This is a genomic window from Homoserinimonas sedimenticola, assembly GCF_026094475.1.
Taxonomy (GTDB): Bacteria; Actinomycetota; Actinomycetes; order Actinomycetales; family Microbacteriaceae; genus Homoserinimonas; species Homoserinimonas sedimenticola.
In genome coordinates, this window is sequence record NZ_JAPELL010000001.1 from 1,296,529 (window position 1) to 1,313,323 (window position 16,795).

Below are 16,795 nucleotides of genomic sequence, written 5' to 3' on the forward strand. Positions count from 1 at the left end.
CTCCTTGGAAATGAAAACTGTGTGTCGTCTGGCCTGGGACTAGATCTCGTCGATCGACGAGTTCTCGAACCGGGAGGAAATGTTGATGCCGAGCTCCTCCGCCGCGCGGAAGACCTCGTCGTCCGTGTCCCGAAGGCTCACGGCGGTACCGTCGGCCGAGAGCACCTCGACGTTCAGGCAGAGCGACTGCATTTCCTTGATGAGCACCTTGAAGCTCTCGGGGATGCCGGGCTCCTGGATGTTCTCGCCCTTGACGATCGCCTCGTACACCTTGACGCGGCCGAGGATGTCGTCGGACTTGATCGTGAGGAGCTCCTGGAGGGCGTAGGCGGCACCGTATGCCTCGAGCGCCCACACCTCCATCTCACCGAAGCGCTGGCCACCGAACTGCGCCTTACCACCGAGCGGCTGCTGCGTGATCATCGAGTACGGACCCGTCGAGCGCGCGTGAATCTTGTCGTCCACGAGGTGGTGCAGCTTGAGGATGTACATGTAGCCGACCGAGATCGGGTCCGGGAAGGGCTCACCCGAGCGGCCGTCGAAGAGACGCGCCTTACCGGTCGAGCCGATCAGGCGGTCGCCGTCGCGGGTCGGGTTCGTCGAGTCGAGCAGACCCTCGATCTCCTCCTCCGTCGCACCGTCGAACACGGGCGTCGCGACCTTGGTGCCGGGCTCGGCCGAGAACGCCTCCTTGGGGAGCTTGGCAGCCCACTCCGGGATGCCCTCGACGTTCCAGCCCTGCTTGGCGATCCAGCCGAGGTGGATCTCGAGCACCTGGCCGAAGTTCATTCGACCGGGCACGCCGAGCGGGTTCAGGATGATGTCGACCGGGGTGCCGTCCTCAAGGAACGGCATGTCCTCGACCGGCAGGATCTTGGAGATGACGCCCTTGTTGCCGTGGCGACCGGCGAGCTTGTCGCCCTCCGTGATCTTGCGCTTCTGGGCGATGTAGACGACCACACGCTGGTTGACGCCCGAGCCGAGCTCGTCGTCGCCGTCCTGCGCGTCGAAGACCTTGACACCGATGACCGTGCCCTCTTCACCGTGAGGAACCTTGAGCGAGGTGTCGCGCACCTCGCGGCTCTTCTCGTTGAAGATCGCGCGGAGCAGGCGCTCCTCGGCGCTCAGCTCGGTCTCACCCTTCGGCGTGACCTTGCCGACGAGGATGTCACCGGGGCGCACCTCGGCACCGATGCGGATGATGCCGCGCTCGTCGAGGTCGGCCATCAGGTCGGGGCTGACGTTGGGGAGGTCACGCGTGATCTCCTCCTTGCCGAGCTTCGTGTCGCGAGCATCCACCTCGTACTCCTCGATGTGGATCGACGAGAGCACGTCGTCCTTCACGAGGTTCTGGCTGAGGATGATCGCGTCTTCGAAGTTGTGACCCTCCCACGGCATGAACGCCACGAGCAGGTTCTTGCCGAGCGCGAGCTCGCCGTTCTCCGTCGCGGGACCATCAGCGATGACCTCGCCGGCCTCGACGCGGTCACCCGCGCTCACGACGACACGGTGGTTGTAGCTCGTGCCCTGGTTGGAGCGGTCGAACTTGCGGAGGTAGTACTCCTGCGTGCCGCCCTCGTCGAGCTGCACCGTGACGACGTCGGCCGAGACCTCGGCGACGACACCGGCCTTGTCGGCCGTGATGACGTCACCCGCGTCGATCGCCGCGTAGTTCTCCATACCCGTGCCGACGAGCGGGGACTCGCTGCGCAGCAGCGGCACCGCCTGACGCTGCATGTTGGCACCCATGAGGGCGCGGTTCGCGTCGTCGTGCTCGAGGAAGGGGATGAGCGACGTCGCAACCGACACCATCTGGCGCGGCGAGACATCCATGTAGGCGACCTCGTCGACGGGGATGAGGTCGACCTCGCCGTCCTTCTTGCGAGCGAGCACGCGGTCCTCGACGAAGCTGCCGTCGGCCTTGAGGGGCGCGTTGGCCTGGGCGACGTGGAAGTCGTCCTCCTCGCTCGCCGTCAGGTAGTCGATCGTCTCCGTGACCTTGCCATTCACGACGCGGCGGTACGGCGTCTCGATGAAGCCGAAGGAGTTGATGCGCGCGAAGGAGGCGAGCGAACCGATGAGACCGATGTTGGGGCCTTCCGGCGTCTCGATCGGGCACATGCGGCCGTAGTGCGAGGGGTGCACGTCGCGAACCTCGACGCCCGCGCGCTCACGGCTCAGACCACCCGGGCCGAGCGCCGAGAGACGACGCTTGTGGGTGAGACCCGCGAGCGGGTTGTTCTGGTCCATGAACTGCGACAGCTGCGAGGTTCCGAAGAACTCCTTGATCGCGGCGACGACGGGACGCACATTGATGAGCGTCTGCGGCGTGATCGCCTCGATGTCCTGCGTCGTCATGCGCTCACGAACGACACGCTCCATGCGGGAGAGACCCGTGCGCACCTGGTTCTGGATGAGCTCGCCGACCGCGCGGATGCGGCGGTTGCCGAAGTGGTCGATGTCGTCGACGTCGAGGCGGATGTCCACCTGCTTGCCGTCACGGACGCCCGGCACCGTCGTGCGCTCGTCGTGGAGGGCCACGAGGTAGCGGATGGTCGCGACGATGTCCTCGCGCGTCAGCACGGAGGAGGTCAGGGGCGCATCGATGCCGAGCTTGCGGTTGATCTTGTAACGACCGACCTTGGCGAGGTCATAGCGCTTCGGGTTGAAGTAGAAGTTGTCGAGGAGCGCACGCGCAGCCTCCGCGGCGACCTGCTCGCCCGGACGCAGCTTGCGGTAGATGTCCTTGAGCGCCTCCTCCTTCGTGAGGATGTTGTCCTTCTCGAGGGTCGCCTCGATCGACGCGTAGCCCTTGAACTCCTCGAGGATCTCCTCGCTCGACATTCCGAGCGCCTTCAGGAAGACCGTCACCGACTGCTTGCGCTTGCGGTCGATGCGCACGCCGACCTGGTCGCGCTTGTCGATCTCGAACTCGAGCCACGCACCGCGGCTCGGGATGATGCGGGCCGAGTAGAGGTCCTTGTCGGAGGTCTTCTCGGGCGCGCGGTCGAAGTAGACGCCGGGGCTGCGTACGAGCTGCGAGACGACGACACGCTCGGTGCCGTTGATGATGAACGTGCCCTTGTCGGTCATGAGCGGGAAGTCGCCCATGAAGACCGTCTGAGTCTTGATCTCACCCGTGAGGTGGTTCATAAACTCGGCCTCGACGTAGAGGGGCGCCGCGTAGGTCTTGCCCTTCTCCTTGCACTCGTCGATCGAGTACTTCTTCTCCTCGAGGAACGGGTTGGTGAAGGAGAGCTGCATCGTCTCGCCGAGGTCCTCGATGGGCGAGATCTCCTCGAAGATCTCCTCGAGTCCCGTCATGGAGGGCAGGTCATCGCGGCCGGAAGCGTTCGCCGCCTCGGCACGCTCCTTCCACGCGTCGTTGCCGACGAGCCAGTCGAAGCTCTCCGTCTGGAGGGCGAGCAGATCGGGGACGGTCAGGTTGTCCGAGATCTTGGCGAAGGAGAGCCGAGAATGGTTGCGACCGTTCTTCGGCTGTCCCTTCTGTGATGAGTTCGTGGTGGATGCGTTGCGCGCAGCAGCCAAGGGAATAACCTCCGTGACCCACAGGGGGTCAATACAGTCGGGCGTTGCCAGCCGGTTGGTGTCTGTTGGGTGTGCTTGTTGTGGAGTTGCTTACGAGAGAAGCGCACGCCAGAACCTACATTTGGGTTACCGGACCGAAGAGGACCGATACGCACAGGCCGACCGCAATATGAAGGCAGAGCAATTCTGGGAGCGCAAAGGTCAATCATAGGCGGCAGACACGCGCGTTGTCCAGTCGATTCTTGACCTGAATCCGGAATTGGACTATAAGAGCGGCGCCGAGGGGTTTCGATACAGCCCGGGCAGGCCTACTCAACTCACGCAGAGGTGGGATGATTCGGGGATGGCCCAGCACGAGCATCCGTCGACCGTGCTCTCCCTGAGCGGCTACCGCGCCGTCATCGAGCCCGAACGGTGGATGGAGGGCAGCTACACACTCGTCGTCGACGGCACCCCGCAGTCCAATGTGCACCTCGACGACCCCACGCGCCTTTTCTTCGAGTACGTGCAGCGCATCGCCCACGTCATCGACCAACTGCCCGCGGGGCCGCTCACGGCGGTGCACCTGGGGGCGGGGGCGCTGACGCTCCCGCGCTACGTCGAGGCGACGCATCCGGGATCCCGGCAGCAGGTCATCGAACTCGAGAGCGACCTCGTCGACTTCGTGCGCGAGCACCTGCCCTGGCCGAAGAGCGCGTCGATCCGGGTGCGGCACGGCGACGCGCGGGCGGTGCTCGAGAAGCTGCCGCAGGGGCTGCACGGCTCGGTCGACCTCGTCGTCGTCGACGTCTTCGGGGGTTCGCGCATCCCCGCGCACGTGACAAGCGTCGAGTTCTATCGGGCCGCCGCCGCGCTGCTCGCCCCCGGCGGCATCATCGCCGTCAACGTCGCCGACGGGCCGGGCCTCGCCTTCGCGCGCGGGCAGGCCGCGACCCTCATGGCGGCGACGGGGGATGTCGCGGCCCTGGCTGAAACCCAGATCCTCAAGGGGCGCCGCTTCGGCAATGTCGTGCTCGTCGGCTCGGCTGCTCCCCTCCCCCTCGAGTGGATGCCGCGGCTCCTCGCGGGCGGACCCCACCCCGCCAAGGTCGTCTCGGGGCGCGAGCTGCGCGACTGGATCGCCGGCGCGCCCATCGTGACCGACCAGACGGCGATCCCCTCGCCGCCGCCGGCCAAGAACACCTTCGGGGCGAGCTGAGCCCTCGCCCCAGCCCTCCCTCCGACTCGCGCCGAATTGTCGCGCGCGGTGCGCGCAGGCGGCGATCGGGCGCGGTTCGGTGGATGCGCTGAGCACGGGTGTTGGCGCGCAGCGGGCGGTGGTGAGATGGCAGGCAGGTCACATGGCAGGCAGGTCAGGGAGAGGAACCAGCATGCGAGCATCCGTTGCCGCAATCGCCGCGAGCGCCCTGCTGCTCGCGGGGTGCGCGAGCGAACCCGACCCGGCGCCCACGCCGGATGCGACGACCACGCCCTCACTGTCGGCGAGCGCGGAGGCATCCGAGTTCCCCGGACCCGTAGTGCCGACGGGAGAGGTGAGCGTCATCGCGGAGGGGCTCGACGCACCGTGGTCAATCGTGCGGCTCGCGGAGGACGTGCTGCCGGGCGGCTCGACCCTCGTGAGCGAACGCGACACGGCGGTCGTGCGCGAGATCACGGCGGAGGGCGAGGTGCGCGCGGCGGGCACCGTGCCGGGGGTCGTGCCGGGAGGCGAGGGCGGCCTGCTGGGGCTCGCCACACTGCGGGACGGCGACACGGTCTGGCTTTACGCCTACCACACCGCGGCATCCGACAACCGGATCGTGCGGATGCCGCTGCAGGGCGCCGCGGGAAGCCTCGCGCTCGGCGCACCCGAGCCGGTGCTGACGGGCATCCCCAAGGCGGGGAATCACAACGGCGGGCGGATCGCCTTCGGCCCCGACGGAATGCTCTACGCGACCGCCGGAGATGCCGGCCGCTCCTCGCTCGCGCAGGACAGCACATCGCTCGCGGGCAAGATCCTGCGGATGACTCCCGAGGGCGCTGAGCCGCCCGACAGCCCTTACGGCACCGTCGTGCACAGCATCGGCCACCGCAACCCGCAGGGCATCACCTGGGGCGACGACGGCACCATGTATGCAAGCGAGTTCGGGCAGAACACCTGGGACGAGCTCAACATCATCGTCGCCGGGCAGAACTACGGCTGGCCCGAGGTCGAGGGCATCGCCAACGTTGCGGGGTACGTCAACCCCATCCAGCAGTGGTCGCCCGCCGAGGCGAGCCCGTCTGGCCTGACGCACACCCGCGACACCCTCTTCATGGCGGCACTGCGCGGCGAGCGACTCTGGTCCATCGTCGTGGGGCCGGAGTCGGTGGATGCGACCGCCCACTTCACGGGCGAGTTCGGCCGCCTCCGGGACGTCACAGCCGGACCCGATGGCACCCTGTGGGCGGTGACCAACAACACGGATGGCCGCGGTTCGCCCCGGCCGGGCGATGACAGGCTGCTCCAGATCCAGCTACAGGAACGGACGCCGGGATAACCTGAAGGAAACCGATCGGGGCAGCACGTGAGCATCATCCTGGGCTACGACCCAACCACCCTTCGCGAGAAGGTCGACCTGAACGGAGTCGCGGCGCGACTCGAGGAACTCGGCGAGCTGCGCAGCTCAAGCGCACTCAATGAGAAGGTCGAGCTGCTGCGTCTCGTGGGCCGCCTCGACGAGGCGTGGGACCTCGCCAACCAGACGCTGCGGACGGCACGATTCTCGACCACCCGCGACGAGATCTGCCTCGCGCGCATCCGCCGGGCCATGGTGCAGCGCGACCTCGGCAAGCCCGAGCAGGCACTCGCCGAACTCACCTCCTGCGTCGACGAGGCACGGGCGCACGAGTGGGCCGCGATCGAGGCGCGGGCCCTGCTCGAGCGCGGGCGCGCGCAGTTCGACCTGGGCGAGTACAAGGCGGCGCTTCTCGACTTCCGCGCGGCCGTGACCATCCGGGTGCGCATCAACGCGAGCGCCGTCGACGTCGACCACGCCATGATGGCGACCGCCATCGCCGAGTCCTTCGTGGAGCCTTAGGGCACTGTCGCACCCGCCGCGTAGGCTCTTCTTCGTGGCGGATCTGGCTCGAGTGCGCGTGTGGGCGGATGCCCTCATCCGACTCCACCTCGACCCCTCCTGGACCTTCGGCTTCGACCACGCGCGGCGACGTGCCGGCCTCTGCAACTACACCGAGAAGCGCATCACGGTGTCTCGGCACCTCGCCGGGATGTTCGAGGACGACGACATCCACCAGGTGCTCCTGCACGAGGTCGCCCACGCGATCGCCGGGCCCGGCACAGGGCACGGCCCCAAGTGGAAGAAGGTCGCTGCCGAACTCGGCTACGTCGGGGGCACGACCCACGACGGACCGACCGCCGACCACCTCGCGCCCTGGGTCGGGCACTGCCCCGGCGGGCACGTCTACTACCGCCACCGTCGGCCTAAGCGGCCGCAGTCCTGCGGCAAGTGCGCGCGGGGCTACAGCGCGCGGCACGCCATCACCTGGGCGCGGCGCGAGGAGGCGCTGAGCGCCTAGCCCGCGAAGTCGCTAGTCGCTGAAGCCGCGGAGCACCGTGACATCCGTCGACGGAGTGAAATCCGGATGCACTCCCCCGAGCTCGCGCGCCGAGACCGACGCCCCCACGAGGTGCTTGACCGCCCGGCGCAGGCCCTCATAGGCGGCGGATGCTGCGGCCGCCTCGGGCGAGTTGTGGTCGATGCCGACGGCCGTGAGCGCGTCGATGACGGCGCCGGCCCCCAGAAGGTCCTCGACGGCGAACCGCAGGCTGCCGTCCCCCCGAGGTTCACCCGCCGCCACGACGGCGATGCGGAAGCGGTCACCACGCTCCGCCTGCTTCGCGATGACCCAGTCGGCGACGGCGGCCGAATTGGCGATGCCGCCCGCGACAACGGCGGCCGTGACATCCGGAAGCTCCTGCTGCTCCCCCAGCTCATCGACCCACACAATGGCATCCGCGCCCTCGGCGATCGCCGCGGCGCCGGTGAGGCCCCAATCGAAACGGACCTGGTACATCTGCTGCGAATCGGGCCGAAGGGAAGAGCTGCTCACCCTCGCATCGTATCGTCAGCACGCCACCTGATAGGGTGGAGGTACTTGCGAACGCGATTCTCGTGTTCCCTGCGTCGTAGAACGCATCACTCGCCGCACTCGCGGTTGACATCTTCTTACGGCGAACGGATGTGGCCATCGCCACCTTCGCCCAACTCCCGGGTTTCGATACGGCCGTGGACGGTCTGCTCAACCCGCTTCGTGTGAAAGAAACATTTTGACTGACATCACCTTCGGCGCGCTCGGCGTGCCCGCAGCCCTCGTCACCGCCCTTGAGAAGGTCGGCAAGACGACGGCGTTTCCCATCCAGGTCGACACGCTCCCCGACACCCTCGCGGGTCGCGACGTGCTCGGTCGCGGCAAGACCGGCTCGGGCAAGACCCTCGCCTTCTCCATCCCCATGGTCGCCCGCCTCGGCGGCGCGCTCGCGGGAGGCAAGCGCCGCCCGGGTCGCCCGCTCGGCCTTGTGCTCGCCCCGACCCGCGAGCTCGCGACGCAGATCAGCGCTGTCATCGACCCGCTGGCCGAGGCCTACGGCCTCAAGACGACCACGATTTTCGGCGGCGTCTCGCAGAAGCGCCAGGAGCAGGCCCTGAACGCGGGCGTCGACATCGTCGTCGCCTGCCCCGGCCGCCTCGAGGACCTCATGAAGCAGGGCTTCGTGACCCTTGACGCCGTCGAGATCACGGTGCTCGACGAGGCCGACCACATGGCCGACCTGGGCTTCCTGCCCGTCGTGACGCGCATCCTCGACAAGACACCCAACAACGGTCAGCGCCTGCTCTTCAGCGCGACCCTCGACAACGGTGTTGACAAGCTCGTCAAGCGCTTCCTCCACAACGAGGTGCTGCACTCGGTCGACGAGGCCACCTCGCACGTCGCCGACATGACCCACCACCTCTTCGAGGTCGAGACCCCCGAGCAGAAGACCGCCCTCGTGCGCGCCCTCGCCTCGGGCACGGGTCGCCGCATCCTCTTCATGCGCACCAAGCACCACGCCAAGAAGCTCGCCAAGCAGCTCACCGAGTCGGGCATCCCCGCTGTCGACCTGCACGGCAACCTCTCGCAGCCCGCCCGCGACCGCAACCTCGCGGCCTTCGGCGAGGGCTCCGTCAAGGTGCTGGTGGCGACGGATGTCGCGGCGCGCGGCGTGCACGTCGACAACGTCGAACTCGTGATCCACGTCGACCCGCCCGCCGAGCACAAGGCCTACCTGCACCGCAGCGGCCGCACCGCCCGCGCCGGCTCCTCCGGTGACGTCGTGACGCTCATGATGGCGTCGCAGAAGAAGGACACGCTCGCGCTGCTGCGCAAGGCCGCTATCGACGTGCAGCCGCAGCGCGTGACATCCGAGTCGCCCGCCGTCGTCGAGCTCATCGGCGAGGTTGCGGCCTACGTGAAGCCCGCCCCCAAGCAGGAGCAGCAGCAGGGCGGCGGACGCTCGCAGGGCGCCAATGCGCAGCGCAAGCGTGCCGCTCGGGCGGAGGGCGCTCGTTCGGGTGCGCCGCGCAAGGACCGTTCGGGTCGGCCGGCGCGCTCTGGCGCTGCCGCCTCGACCGACGCCGTGCGCTCGGGCGGCTCGGGTCGGTCCGGCCGACCCGCCCGCGCGGGCTCGGGTTCCGGCTCGCACGCCCCCCGCACCCGCGGCGGCAGCACCACGAGCTACAGCACCTCGACGCCGGGCACGGCCACGAGCGGTGGCGGGCAGCGCCGCACCGGTCGCCGCGCGCAGGGCTGAGCCGCAGCATCCGCTGAATAGCGCGCCGTCCCGGAATCTCGGGGCGGCGCGCCTTCGCGTTTTCATCATTCAGGAATCTGCGGCGACACTGCCCTTCAGAATTCAGGAACGGGCGCATCGACACCCGTCTAGTGGCACCACACCAGCCTCACAGCCCCCACCAGCCCCGGCTGCAACCGAACGTTCCTGAATGATGAAGAGGGCGACGGATGCTCGCAGGCCGAATGTTCCTGAATGATGAGCACGATGGGCGGATGCCGCGGCACAGGATTTCTCTTCGACGGCGGGCAGTTCTAGGCTCAACATCATGAGCACCAACGATGTTGCCGAAGTACTGATCCGCCCCATTCGCGACTCTGATGTCGAGGACCTCGGTCGCGTCCACGCCACCTGCTGGCACGAAACCTACGACCACCTCATCAGCAAGGCCGCCCTCGAGAACCTGTCGCCGCGCCGCATGGCCGAGCTCTGGTCGCGGATGGCGACCCGGGGCGAGGAATACAACCAGTTTGCCGCACTCGTCGACGGCGAGATCGTCGGCTTCGTCGGCTCCGGCCCGGCGCGCGACGAGGAGCCGCCGCGCGAGCGTGAGCTCTACTTCATCTACCTGCTCGCCAAATATCAGGGCACCGGCATCGGCCAGAAGCTCTTCGATGCGGCCTGCGCGACCCGCCCCGGCTACCTCTGGGTGGCCAAGGACAATCCGCGCGCCCACGCCTTCTACCGCCGCAACGGTATGGAGCTCGACGGCGCCGAGGTGACCCGCCCCTTCCTGGGCGAGGATCTCACCGAGGTGCGCTTCGTGCGGTAGTCGCTCGCAGCATCCGCCTCACAACAGCGCGGTGTTCTCTGCTTGCCGCGGCCATTTCGGATGCAGCGCTGAGCAGAAAACACCGCGCTGTTGCTAAAGCGAGGGCGCGGGATGGTGCTGCGTGGTGGGACGCGGGCGCCGGATGCTACGGCAGCACGCCCACGTGGGCGAGGGCCGCACGCAGCAGGGTCGCGCGTCCGCCCTCCATCTCGTCGGCGACGATGTAGCTCGTGGCCTCTTCTGGCGTCATCCAGGTGATCTCGAGGGCGTCCTGCCGGGGCTCGCAGGTGCCCGTGACGGGGACGACGTAGGCGAGCGAGACGGCGTGTTGGCGATCATCCGTATACGGACTTATGCCGGGCATGGGGAAGTACTCTGCGACCGTGAAGGGCACGGGGCTCGCCGGAAGCTGCGGGAACGCCATCGGCCCGAGGTCCTTCTCCAGGTGGCGGAAGAGCGCCTCGCGCACCGTCTCGCCATACATGACACGGCCCGATACGAGCGTGCGCGTCATCTCCCCTGTGACGGATGCCCGCAGCAGCACCCCCACCTCGGTCACGACGCCGAGCGGGTCCACTCGCACGGGCACGGCCTCGACGTAGAGGATGGGCATGCGTCGACGCAGCTCGAGAAGCTCCACATCGGAGAGCCATGCGCTGCCAGGATCGGGGGTTCCGGTTGAGCTCATGCTTCATTGTGTCCCACCGCAAGGGGGAACTCTGTCAGTGGCATCGGCGAGGATGAACCACATGGCAGGTGCCCTCGACGTCTTCAGCGCGGCGACGCGCGAGTGGTTCGAGGGTGCGTTCAGCGGGCCGACGGCCGTGCAGGAGGGTGCCTGGCGTGCGATCTCGAGAGGCGGGCACGCCCTCGTCGTCGCGCCGACGGGTTCGGGAAAGACGTTGGCCGCGTTCCTGTGGGCACTCGATCGCCTCGCGGCGCAGAGCTCCGCGGAGCGGGCTCCCGGCACGCGCGTCCTCTACATCTCACCCCTCAAGGCGCTGGGCGTCGACGTCGAGCGGAACCTCCGCTCGCCGCTCGTGGGGATCGCCCGCACGGCGACAGCCCTCGGGATGCCCGCACCCGAGGTCACGGTCGGGGTGCGCTCAGGCGACACCCCCGCCGGCGAGCGCCGCGCGATGCAGCGCACCCCGCCCGAAATCCTCATTACGACCCCCGAGTCGCTCTACCTCATGCTGACGTCGTCGGCGCGGGACACCCTGCGCACGGTCGACACCGTCATCGTTGATGAGATTCACGCCGTGGCCGCGACGAAGCGGGGTGCCCACCTCGCCGTCTCGCTTGAGCGTCTGGACTCCCTCCTCGAGAAGCCCGCCCAACGCATCGGACTCTCCGCGACCGTGCGACCGCGAGAGGAGGTCGCGCGATTCCTCGCGGGCACGGCCCCCGTCACGATCGTCGCCCCCGAGTCCTCAAAGCGTTTCGACCTGGCCGTGAGCGTCCCCGTCGACGACATGAGCGAACTCGGATCGGCGCCCCAACGAGAGGGAGCGACATCCACCGCTCCGGCGCAATCGTCGATCTGGCCGCACGTCGAGGAACAGATCGTCGACCGCATCCTGGAGTGCCGCTCCACCATCGTGTTCGCGAACTCGCGCCGGCTCGCCGAGCGGCTGACCGCACGCTTCAACGAGATCTACGACGAGCGGTTGGGGGTGGATGTCACGGGTGCAGGTTTCGATACGGGCGCTGCGCGCCCTACCCAACCGGCAGGCGGCGGTGGCGACTCCCGCCCCGCGATTCCAGCTCAGCTGATGGGGGCGTCAGGGTCGACGGGAGCGTCCGCCGGGTTGCTGGCAATGGCCCACCACGGCTCCGTGTCGAAGGAGCGCCGAGCCCTCATCGAGGACGAGCTCAAGTCAGGCCGCCTGCGCTGCGTCGTCGCGACCTCCTCGCTCGAACTCGGCATCGACATGGGGGCGGTCGATCTTGTGATCCAGGTCGAGTCACCGCCGTCCGTGGCATCCGGCCTGCAGCGCATCGGGCGCGCGGGGCACGGCGTCGGGGAGGTCTCGCGCGGCATCCTGTTCCCCAAGCACCGCACCGACCTGCTGCACGCGACCGTGGCGACCGAACGGATGACGCAGGGGCTCATCGAAGAGATCAGGGTGCCGCAGAATCCGCTCGACATCCTCGCCCAGCAGACCGTCGCGGCGGTCGCGCTCGAGCAGCTCGACGTGGAGGACTGGTTCGACACAGTGCGGCGTAGCGCGCCCTTCGCCTCTCTGCCGCGCAGCGCCTTCGACGCGACCCTCGACCTGCTGAGCGGGCGCTACCCCTCCGACGAATTCGCGGAGCTGCGGCCACGCATCGTGTGGGATCGGGTCGCCGGCACCCTCACGGGACGCCCCGGAGCCCAGCGCCTCGCGGTCATGTCGGGCGGCACGATCCCGGACCGCGGCCTGTTCGGGGTCTTCATGGTGGGCGACGAGGGCGGCGGCAGGCGTGTCGGCGAACTCGATGAGGAGATGGTCTACGAATCGCGCGTCGGGGATGTCTTTGCACTCGGCGCAACGAGCTGGCGCATCGAGGACATCACGCACGACCGCGTCGTGGTCTCCCCAGCCTTCGGGCAGCCGGGGCGCGTGCCGTTCTGGAAGGGAGACGGCCTCGGCAGGCCCGCCGAGCTCGGCCGGGCGATCGGAGAGTTCACGCGCGAGGTTGCCGCTGGCCGCGAGGATGCGCTCCGGGAGCGGCTCGACCGAGTGGGGCTCGACGAGCGCGCCGCCCAGAACCTCATCGCCCTCGTACGGGAACAGCGGGAGGCGACGGGCCACGTGCCGAGCGACCGCACGCTCGTCGTCGAACGCTTCCGCGACGAGCTCGGCGACTGGCGACTCGTGCTCCACTCCCCCTACGGCATGCCCGTGCACGCCCCGTGGGCGCTCGCCGTGAGCGCGCGCATCCGCGACAGCCTCGGCGTTGACGGCGGGGCGATGGCGGCCGACGACGGAATCGTCGTGCGCATCCCCGATACGGATGCTCCGCCCCCCGGCCCCGAACTCTTCGCCTTCGAGGCGGCCGAGTTGGGCGACATCGTCACTCGTGAGGTCGGCGGCTCCGCGCTCTTCGCCTTGCGGTTTCGCGAGTGCGCCGCCCGCGCCCTCCTCCTGCCGCGCTACAACCCCGCGCGCCGCTCGCCCCTCTGGCAGCAGCGACAGCGCGCCGCCCAGCTACTCTCGGTCGCCTCGAAGTATCCGACGTTCCCGATCGTGCTCGAGACGGTGCGCGAGGTGCTGCAAGACGTGTACGACCTGCCCGCGCTGACGGAGATCGTGCGCGAGATCGAGAGCCGCAGCATCCGCATCGTCGAGGTCGAGACGGCATCGGCGTCGCCCTTCGCACGGTCGTTACTCTTCGGCTACGTCGCGGCCTTCATGTATGAGGGGGATGCGCCGCTTGCGGAGCGACGGGCCGCCGCGCTCTCGCTCGACTCCTCTCTGCTGGGCGAGCTGCTCGGCCGCGCGGAGCTGCGGGAACTGCTCGACGCGGACGTCATCGAACAGAGCGAGCGCGAGCTGCAGCGTCTCACGCCGGAGCGGCGCGCCCGCGACCTCGAGGGGGCGGTCGACCTGCTGCGCAGCCTCGGCCCCATGACGCTCGAAGAGTTGCAGGAGAGGACGGATGCTCCCCTCACGAGCGAGGCGCTGCACGAGCTCGAGCGGGCGACCCGCCTACTGCGAGCGACGATCGCGGGTGAGCAGCGATGGGCCGTCATCGAGGACGCATCGCGGCTTCGCGACGCACTGGGGGTGCCGCTGCCCGTCGGAATCCCCGAGGCGTTCCTGGAACCCGTGGAGGATCCGGTCGGCGATCTCGTGAGCCGCTACGCGCGCACACACGCGCCCTTCACCTCGGCGGAATGCGCGGCGCGACTGGGCCTCGGCGTCGCCGTCGTCGTCGACGCCCTGCGTCGCCTCGAACTGCAGCGGCGCGTCGTGGAGGGCGAGTTCCGCCCCGGCAGCAGCGGCGCCGAGTGGTGTGATGCCGAGGTGCTGCGTCGCCTCCGCAGCCGCTCACTCGCGGCGCTCCGACAGGAGGTCGAGCCGGTCGACGGCCCCACCTTCGCGCGCTTCATGACCTCCTGGCAGCATCTGGATGAGCCGCTGCGCGGCGTCGACGGCGTCGCGCAGGTCGTCGAGCAGCTCGCGGGTGTGCCGGTGCCAGCCTCGGCGCTCGAGACCCTCGTTCTGCCCGCCCGCGTGCGCGACTACTCCCCCGCCATGCTCGACGAGTTGACGGCGACGGGCGAGGTGGTGTGGTCGGGCGTCGGCGCGCTCGGCTCCAACGACGGATGGCTCGCCCTCCACCATGCCGACACGATCGCGTTCACGCTGGCTGAGCCGGGCGAGCACGACGACAGCGAACTGCACCGCGGCATCCTGGGAGCTCTCGAGGGCGGCGGCGCCTTCTTCTTCCGCCAGCTCTCGAACACCGTCGGCAGCACCGACGACCAGGCGCTCTCCGCTGCGCTCTGGGACCTCGTGTGGGCGGGCCTCGTCACCAACGACACACTCGCGGCAGTGCGATCCTTCGCGGGCGGCACGGCTCGCCGGAGTGCTCCTCGCGCCAGATCCTTCCGCGGCCGCACGCGACTGACGATGCCGAGCCAGTCGGGCGGCCCCACGGTCGCGGGCCGCTGGTCGCTCCTGCCCCGCGAGGCGACGGTGGATGCGACGACGCGGGGCGTCGCCGTCGCCGAGGGGCTGCTCGAACGCCACGGGGTCGTCACGCGCGGTGCTGTCGCGAGCGAGGGCGTCACGGGCGGCTTCTCGCTCGCCTACCGCGTGCTCAGCCGCTTCGAGGAGAGCGGCCGGGCCAGGCGCGGCTACTTCGTGGAAGGGCTCGGTGCGGCGCAGTTCGCGACTGGGGCCACAGTCGACCGCCTTCGCAGCTTCGCGGTCGATCCGGATGCCCCGCCCCGCCTGCGTGCCGTCACTCTCGCGGCGACCGACCCCGCCAACCCTTACGGCGCAGCCCTGCCCTGGCCGAGCACCGACTCGACACACCGACCGGGGCGCAAGGCGGGCGCCACCGTCGTGCTCGTCGATGGCTCGCTCGCGCTCTACGTGGAGAAAGGGGGCAGGAGCATCTTGCTCTTCGATGACGAACCGGCCGTCGTCGAGGCCGTCGCGCAGAGCCTCGTCGCCTCACTCCGTGTGAGCGGGCGCCGTCTCAAAGTCGAACGCGTCAATGGTGAGTTCATCGTCGGAACCCCGCTCGGCGAAGCCCTCGCCGCCGCCGGCTTCGGCGTGACACCCCAGGGGTTGAGCCTCCGTGCCTGAAGGCGACACCGTCTACCGCACCGCGAGGACTCTCGACGAGGCCCTTGCCGGGCGGATGCTCGAGAGCTGCGACATCCGCGTGCCCGCCTTCGCGACCGTCGACCTGAGCGGGCAGCTCATCGACTCGGTCGTCGCGCGCGGAAAACACCTGCTGACCCGGGTGGGCGAGCACAGCATCCACACCCACCTCAAGATGGAGGGCGCCTGGCACCTCTACCGGCCCGGCAGCCGATGGCAGCGCCCCGAGTGGAAGGCGCGCATCATCCTGGGCACGGCCGAACATGTCGCGGTCGGCTTCGAGCTGGGGCTCGTGGAGGTCATCCGGCGCGACGACGAACAGTCGGTGCTCGGCCACCTGGGGCCGGACCTGCTCGGACCCGACTGGGACGCCGACGAAGCGCTGCGCCGCCTGCTCGAACGGCCCGAGCGTCCCGTCTTCCTCGCCCTGCTCGACCAGAGAAACCTTGCCGGTCTCGGCAACGTCTACGCCAACGAGCTCTGCTACCTGCGAGGCGTGCTGCCCACGAGAGCGGCCGGCGAGGTGTCCCATCCTGAGAAACTCGTAGACCTGGCACACCGGCTCATCGACGCCAACAGGGATCGCTCCGTGCGCACCACCACGGGGCGCCTGCGCGGGGGCACCTCCCACGTGTACGGACGAGGCGGACGCCCCTGCCTTCGCTGCGGCACGACGATACAGACCGCCCCGCTCGGCGCCACCGGGGAGCTCGCCCGAGACAGCTACTGGTGCCCGCACTGCCAGAGCTGACACGCTCATAGGGCCCTCATAGCTTTGGCCAATGCTGCGCTAGGCAGACCAGCGGATGCTGCTGCCATGAGCACACACGACGACACCAGCACCCCTGACAACGCGAGCACCCCCGAGACCACCGGCACCCCCGAGACCACCGGCGCCCCCGACACCACGAGCACGCCCGCCGCACCAGCTGCATCCGCTGCGCCCGCCGCATCCGCTGCGCCCGCTGCATCCGCTGCGTCCGCTGCAGTCACGGGTTCGTCACAGTGGCGCACAATCGGCGTGCCCCTCATAGCCGCGGGCGGTGCCCTCCTGATCGGGTTCATCGGCGGGGTCGCTGTCACTCACCTTCCCTTCTGGCCGGGACAGGATCGCCCCGGGATTGTTGTGCAGGGCGACTTCCAGGGCGGACCGGGCGGCGGCCGCTTCGACCGGAACGCGCCCCAAGAGTCCGAGAGCGGTTCCGAAAGCGGGTCAGGCTCCGGTTCCTGAACAAGTCCGCTCTCACATCCGTTCCGGAGGCGAAGCGCACTGTTAGGGTT

The 16,795-nt window shown here is 69.0% G+C and carries 12 protein-coding genes; 9 read left to right on the top strand and 3 right to left on the bottom strand.

Translation table 11 applies throughout. From position 1 onward, the window contains the following. Nucleotides 1–39: 39 nt before the first annotated feature. Nucleotides 40–3,549, bottom strand: a complete 3,510-nt coding sequence (rpoB, locus tag OH146_RS06075; protein WP_265158496.1) for a DNA-directed RNA polymerase subunit beta — start codon at nt 3,547–3,549, stop codon at nt 40–42. A gap of 343 nt (nt 3,550–3,892) precedes the next feature. Here rpoB and OH146_RS06080 point away from each other — a divergent pair, with 343 nt between their 5' ends. From OH146_RS06080 to OH146_RS06095, 4 genes are all read left to right on the top strand, one after another. Beyond that, entirely contained in the window at nt 3,893–4,747 is an 855-nt protein-coding gene (locus tag OH146_RS06080; protein WP_265158498.1) for a spermidine synthase, read from the top strand. Between the two features lie 172 nt (nt 4,748–4,919). After that, the gene (locus OH146_RS06085; protein WP_265158500.1) at nt 4,920–6,068 is read left to right on the top strand and encodes a PQQ-dependent sugar dehydrogenase; all 1,149 of its coding nucleotides are present in this window, start codon (nt 4,920–4,922) and stop codon (nt 6,066–6,068) included. Between the two features lie 27 nt (nt 6,069–6,095). Then, a complete protein-coding gene (locus tag OH146_RS06090; RefSeq protein ID WP_265158502.1) occupies nt 6,096–6,608 on the top strand; it encodes a tetratricopeptide repeat protein in 513 nt (170 codons plus the stop codon). A 34-nt stretch (nt 6,609–6,642) separates the two neighbouring features. After that, complete coding sequence (locus OH146_RS06095; RefSeq protein ID WP_265158504.1) at nt 6,643–7,107, top strand: SprT-like domain-containing protein; 465 nt, start codon at nt 6,643–6,645, stop codon at nt 7,105–7,107. 12 nt (nt 7,108–7,119) lie between these two features. Here OH146_RS06095 and OH146_RS06100 read toward each other — a convergent pair whose 3' ends face one another. Further along, entirely contained in the window at nt 7,120–7,641 is a 522-nt protein-coding gene (locus OH146_RS06100) for a 2-phosphosulfolactate phosphatase (protein WP_265158506.1), read from the bottom strand. A gap of 217 nt (nt 7,642–7,858) precedes the next feature. Here OH146_RS06100 and OH146_RS06105 point away from each other — a divergent pair, with 217 nt between their 5' ends. Then, nucleotides 7,859–9,379 carry a DEAD/DEAH box helicase gene (locus OH146_RS06105; protein WP_265158509.1) on the top strand — a complete coding sequence of 507 codons (1,521 nt, stop codon included), beginning with the start codon at nt 7,859–7,861 and terminating at the stop codon, nt 9,377–9,379. Nucleotides 9,380–9,686: 307 nt separating this feature from the next. After that, nucleotides 9,687–10,190 carry a GNAT family N-acetyltransferase gene (locus tag OH146_RS06110; protein WP_265158511.1) on the top strand — a complete coding sequence of 168 codons (504 nt, stop codon included), beginning with the start codon at nt 9,687–9,689 and terminating at the stop codon, nt 10,188–10,190. A 145-nt stretch (nt 10,191–10,335) separates the two neighbouring features. Here the strand turns inward: OH146_RS06110 and OH146_RS06115 are convergent, their stop codons facing one another. After that, nucleotides 10,336–10,878 (bottom strand): NUDIX hydrolase family protein, encoded by a 543-nt coding sequence (locus OH146_RS06115; protein ID WP_265158513.1) that lies wholly within the window; start codon nt 10,876–10,878, stop codon nt 10,336–10,338. 61 nt (nt 10,879–10,939) lie between these two features. Here OH146_RS06115 and OH146_RS06120 point away from each other — a divergent pair, with 61 nt between their 5' ends. The 3 genes from OH146_RS06120 (at nt 10,940) to OH146_RS06130 (ending at nt 16,745) form a co-directional block, all read left to right on the top strand. Further along, the gene (locus tag OH146_RS06120; protein WP_265158515.1) at nt 10,940–15,496 is read left to right on the top strand and encodes an ATP-dependent helicase; all 4,557 of its coding nucleotides are present in this window, start codon (nt 10,940–10,942) and stop codon (nt 15,494–15,496) included. Further along, complete coding sequence (locus OH146_RS06125; RefSeq protein WP_265158517.1) at nt 15,489–16,265, top strand: DNA-formamidopyrimidine glycosylase family protein; 777 nt, start codon at nt 15,489–15,491, stop codon at nt 16,263–16,265. The genes OH146_RS06120 and OH146_RS06125 overlap by 8 nt, the downstream gene beginning before the upstream one ends. Before the next feature lie 66 nt (nt 16,266–16,331). Continuing rightward, nucleotides 16,332–16,745 (top strand): hypothetical protein, encoded by a 414-nt coding sequence (locus OH146_RS06130; RefSeq protein ID WP_265158519.1) that lies wholly within the window; start codon nt 16,332–16,334, stop codon nt 16,743–16,745. The last annotated feature ends 50 nt before the right edge of the window (nt 16,746–16,795 follow it).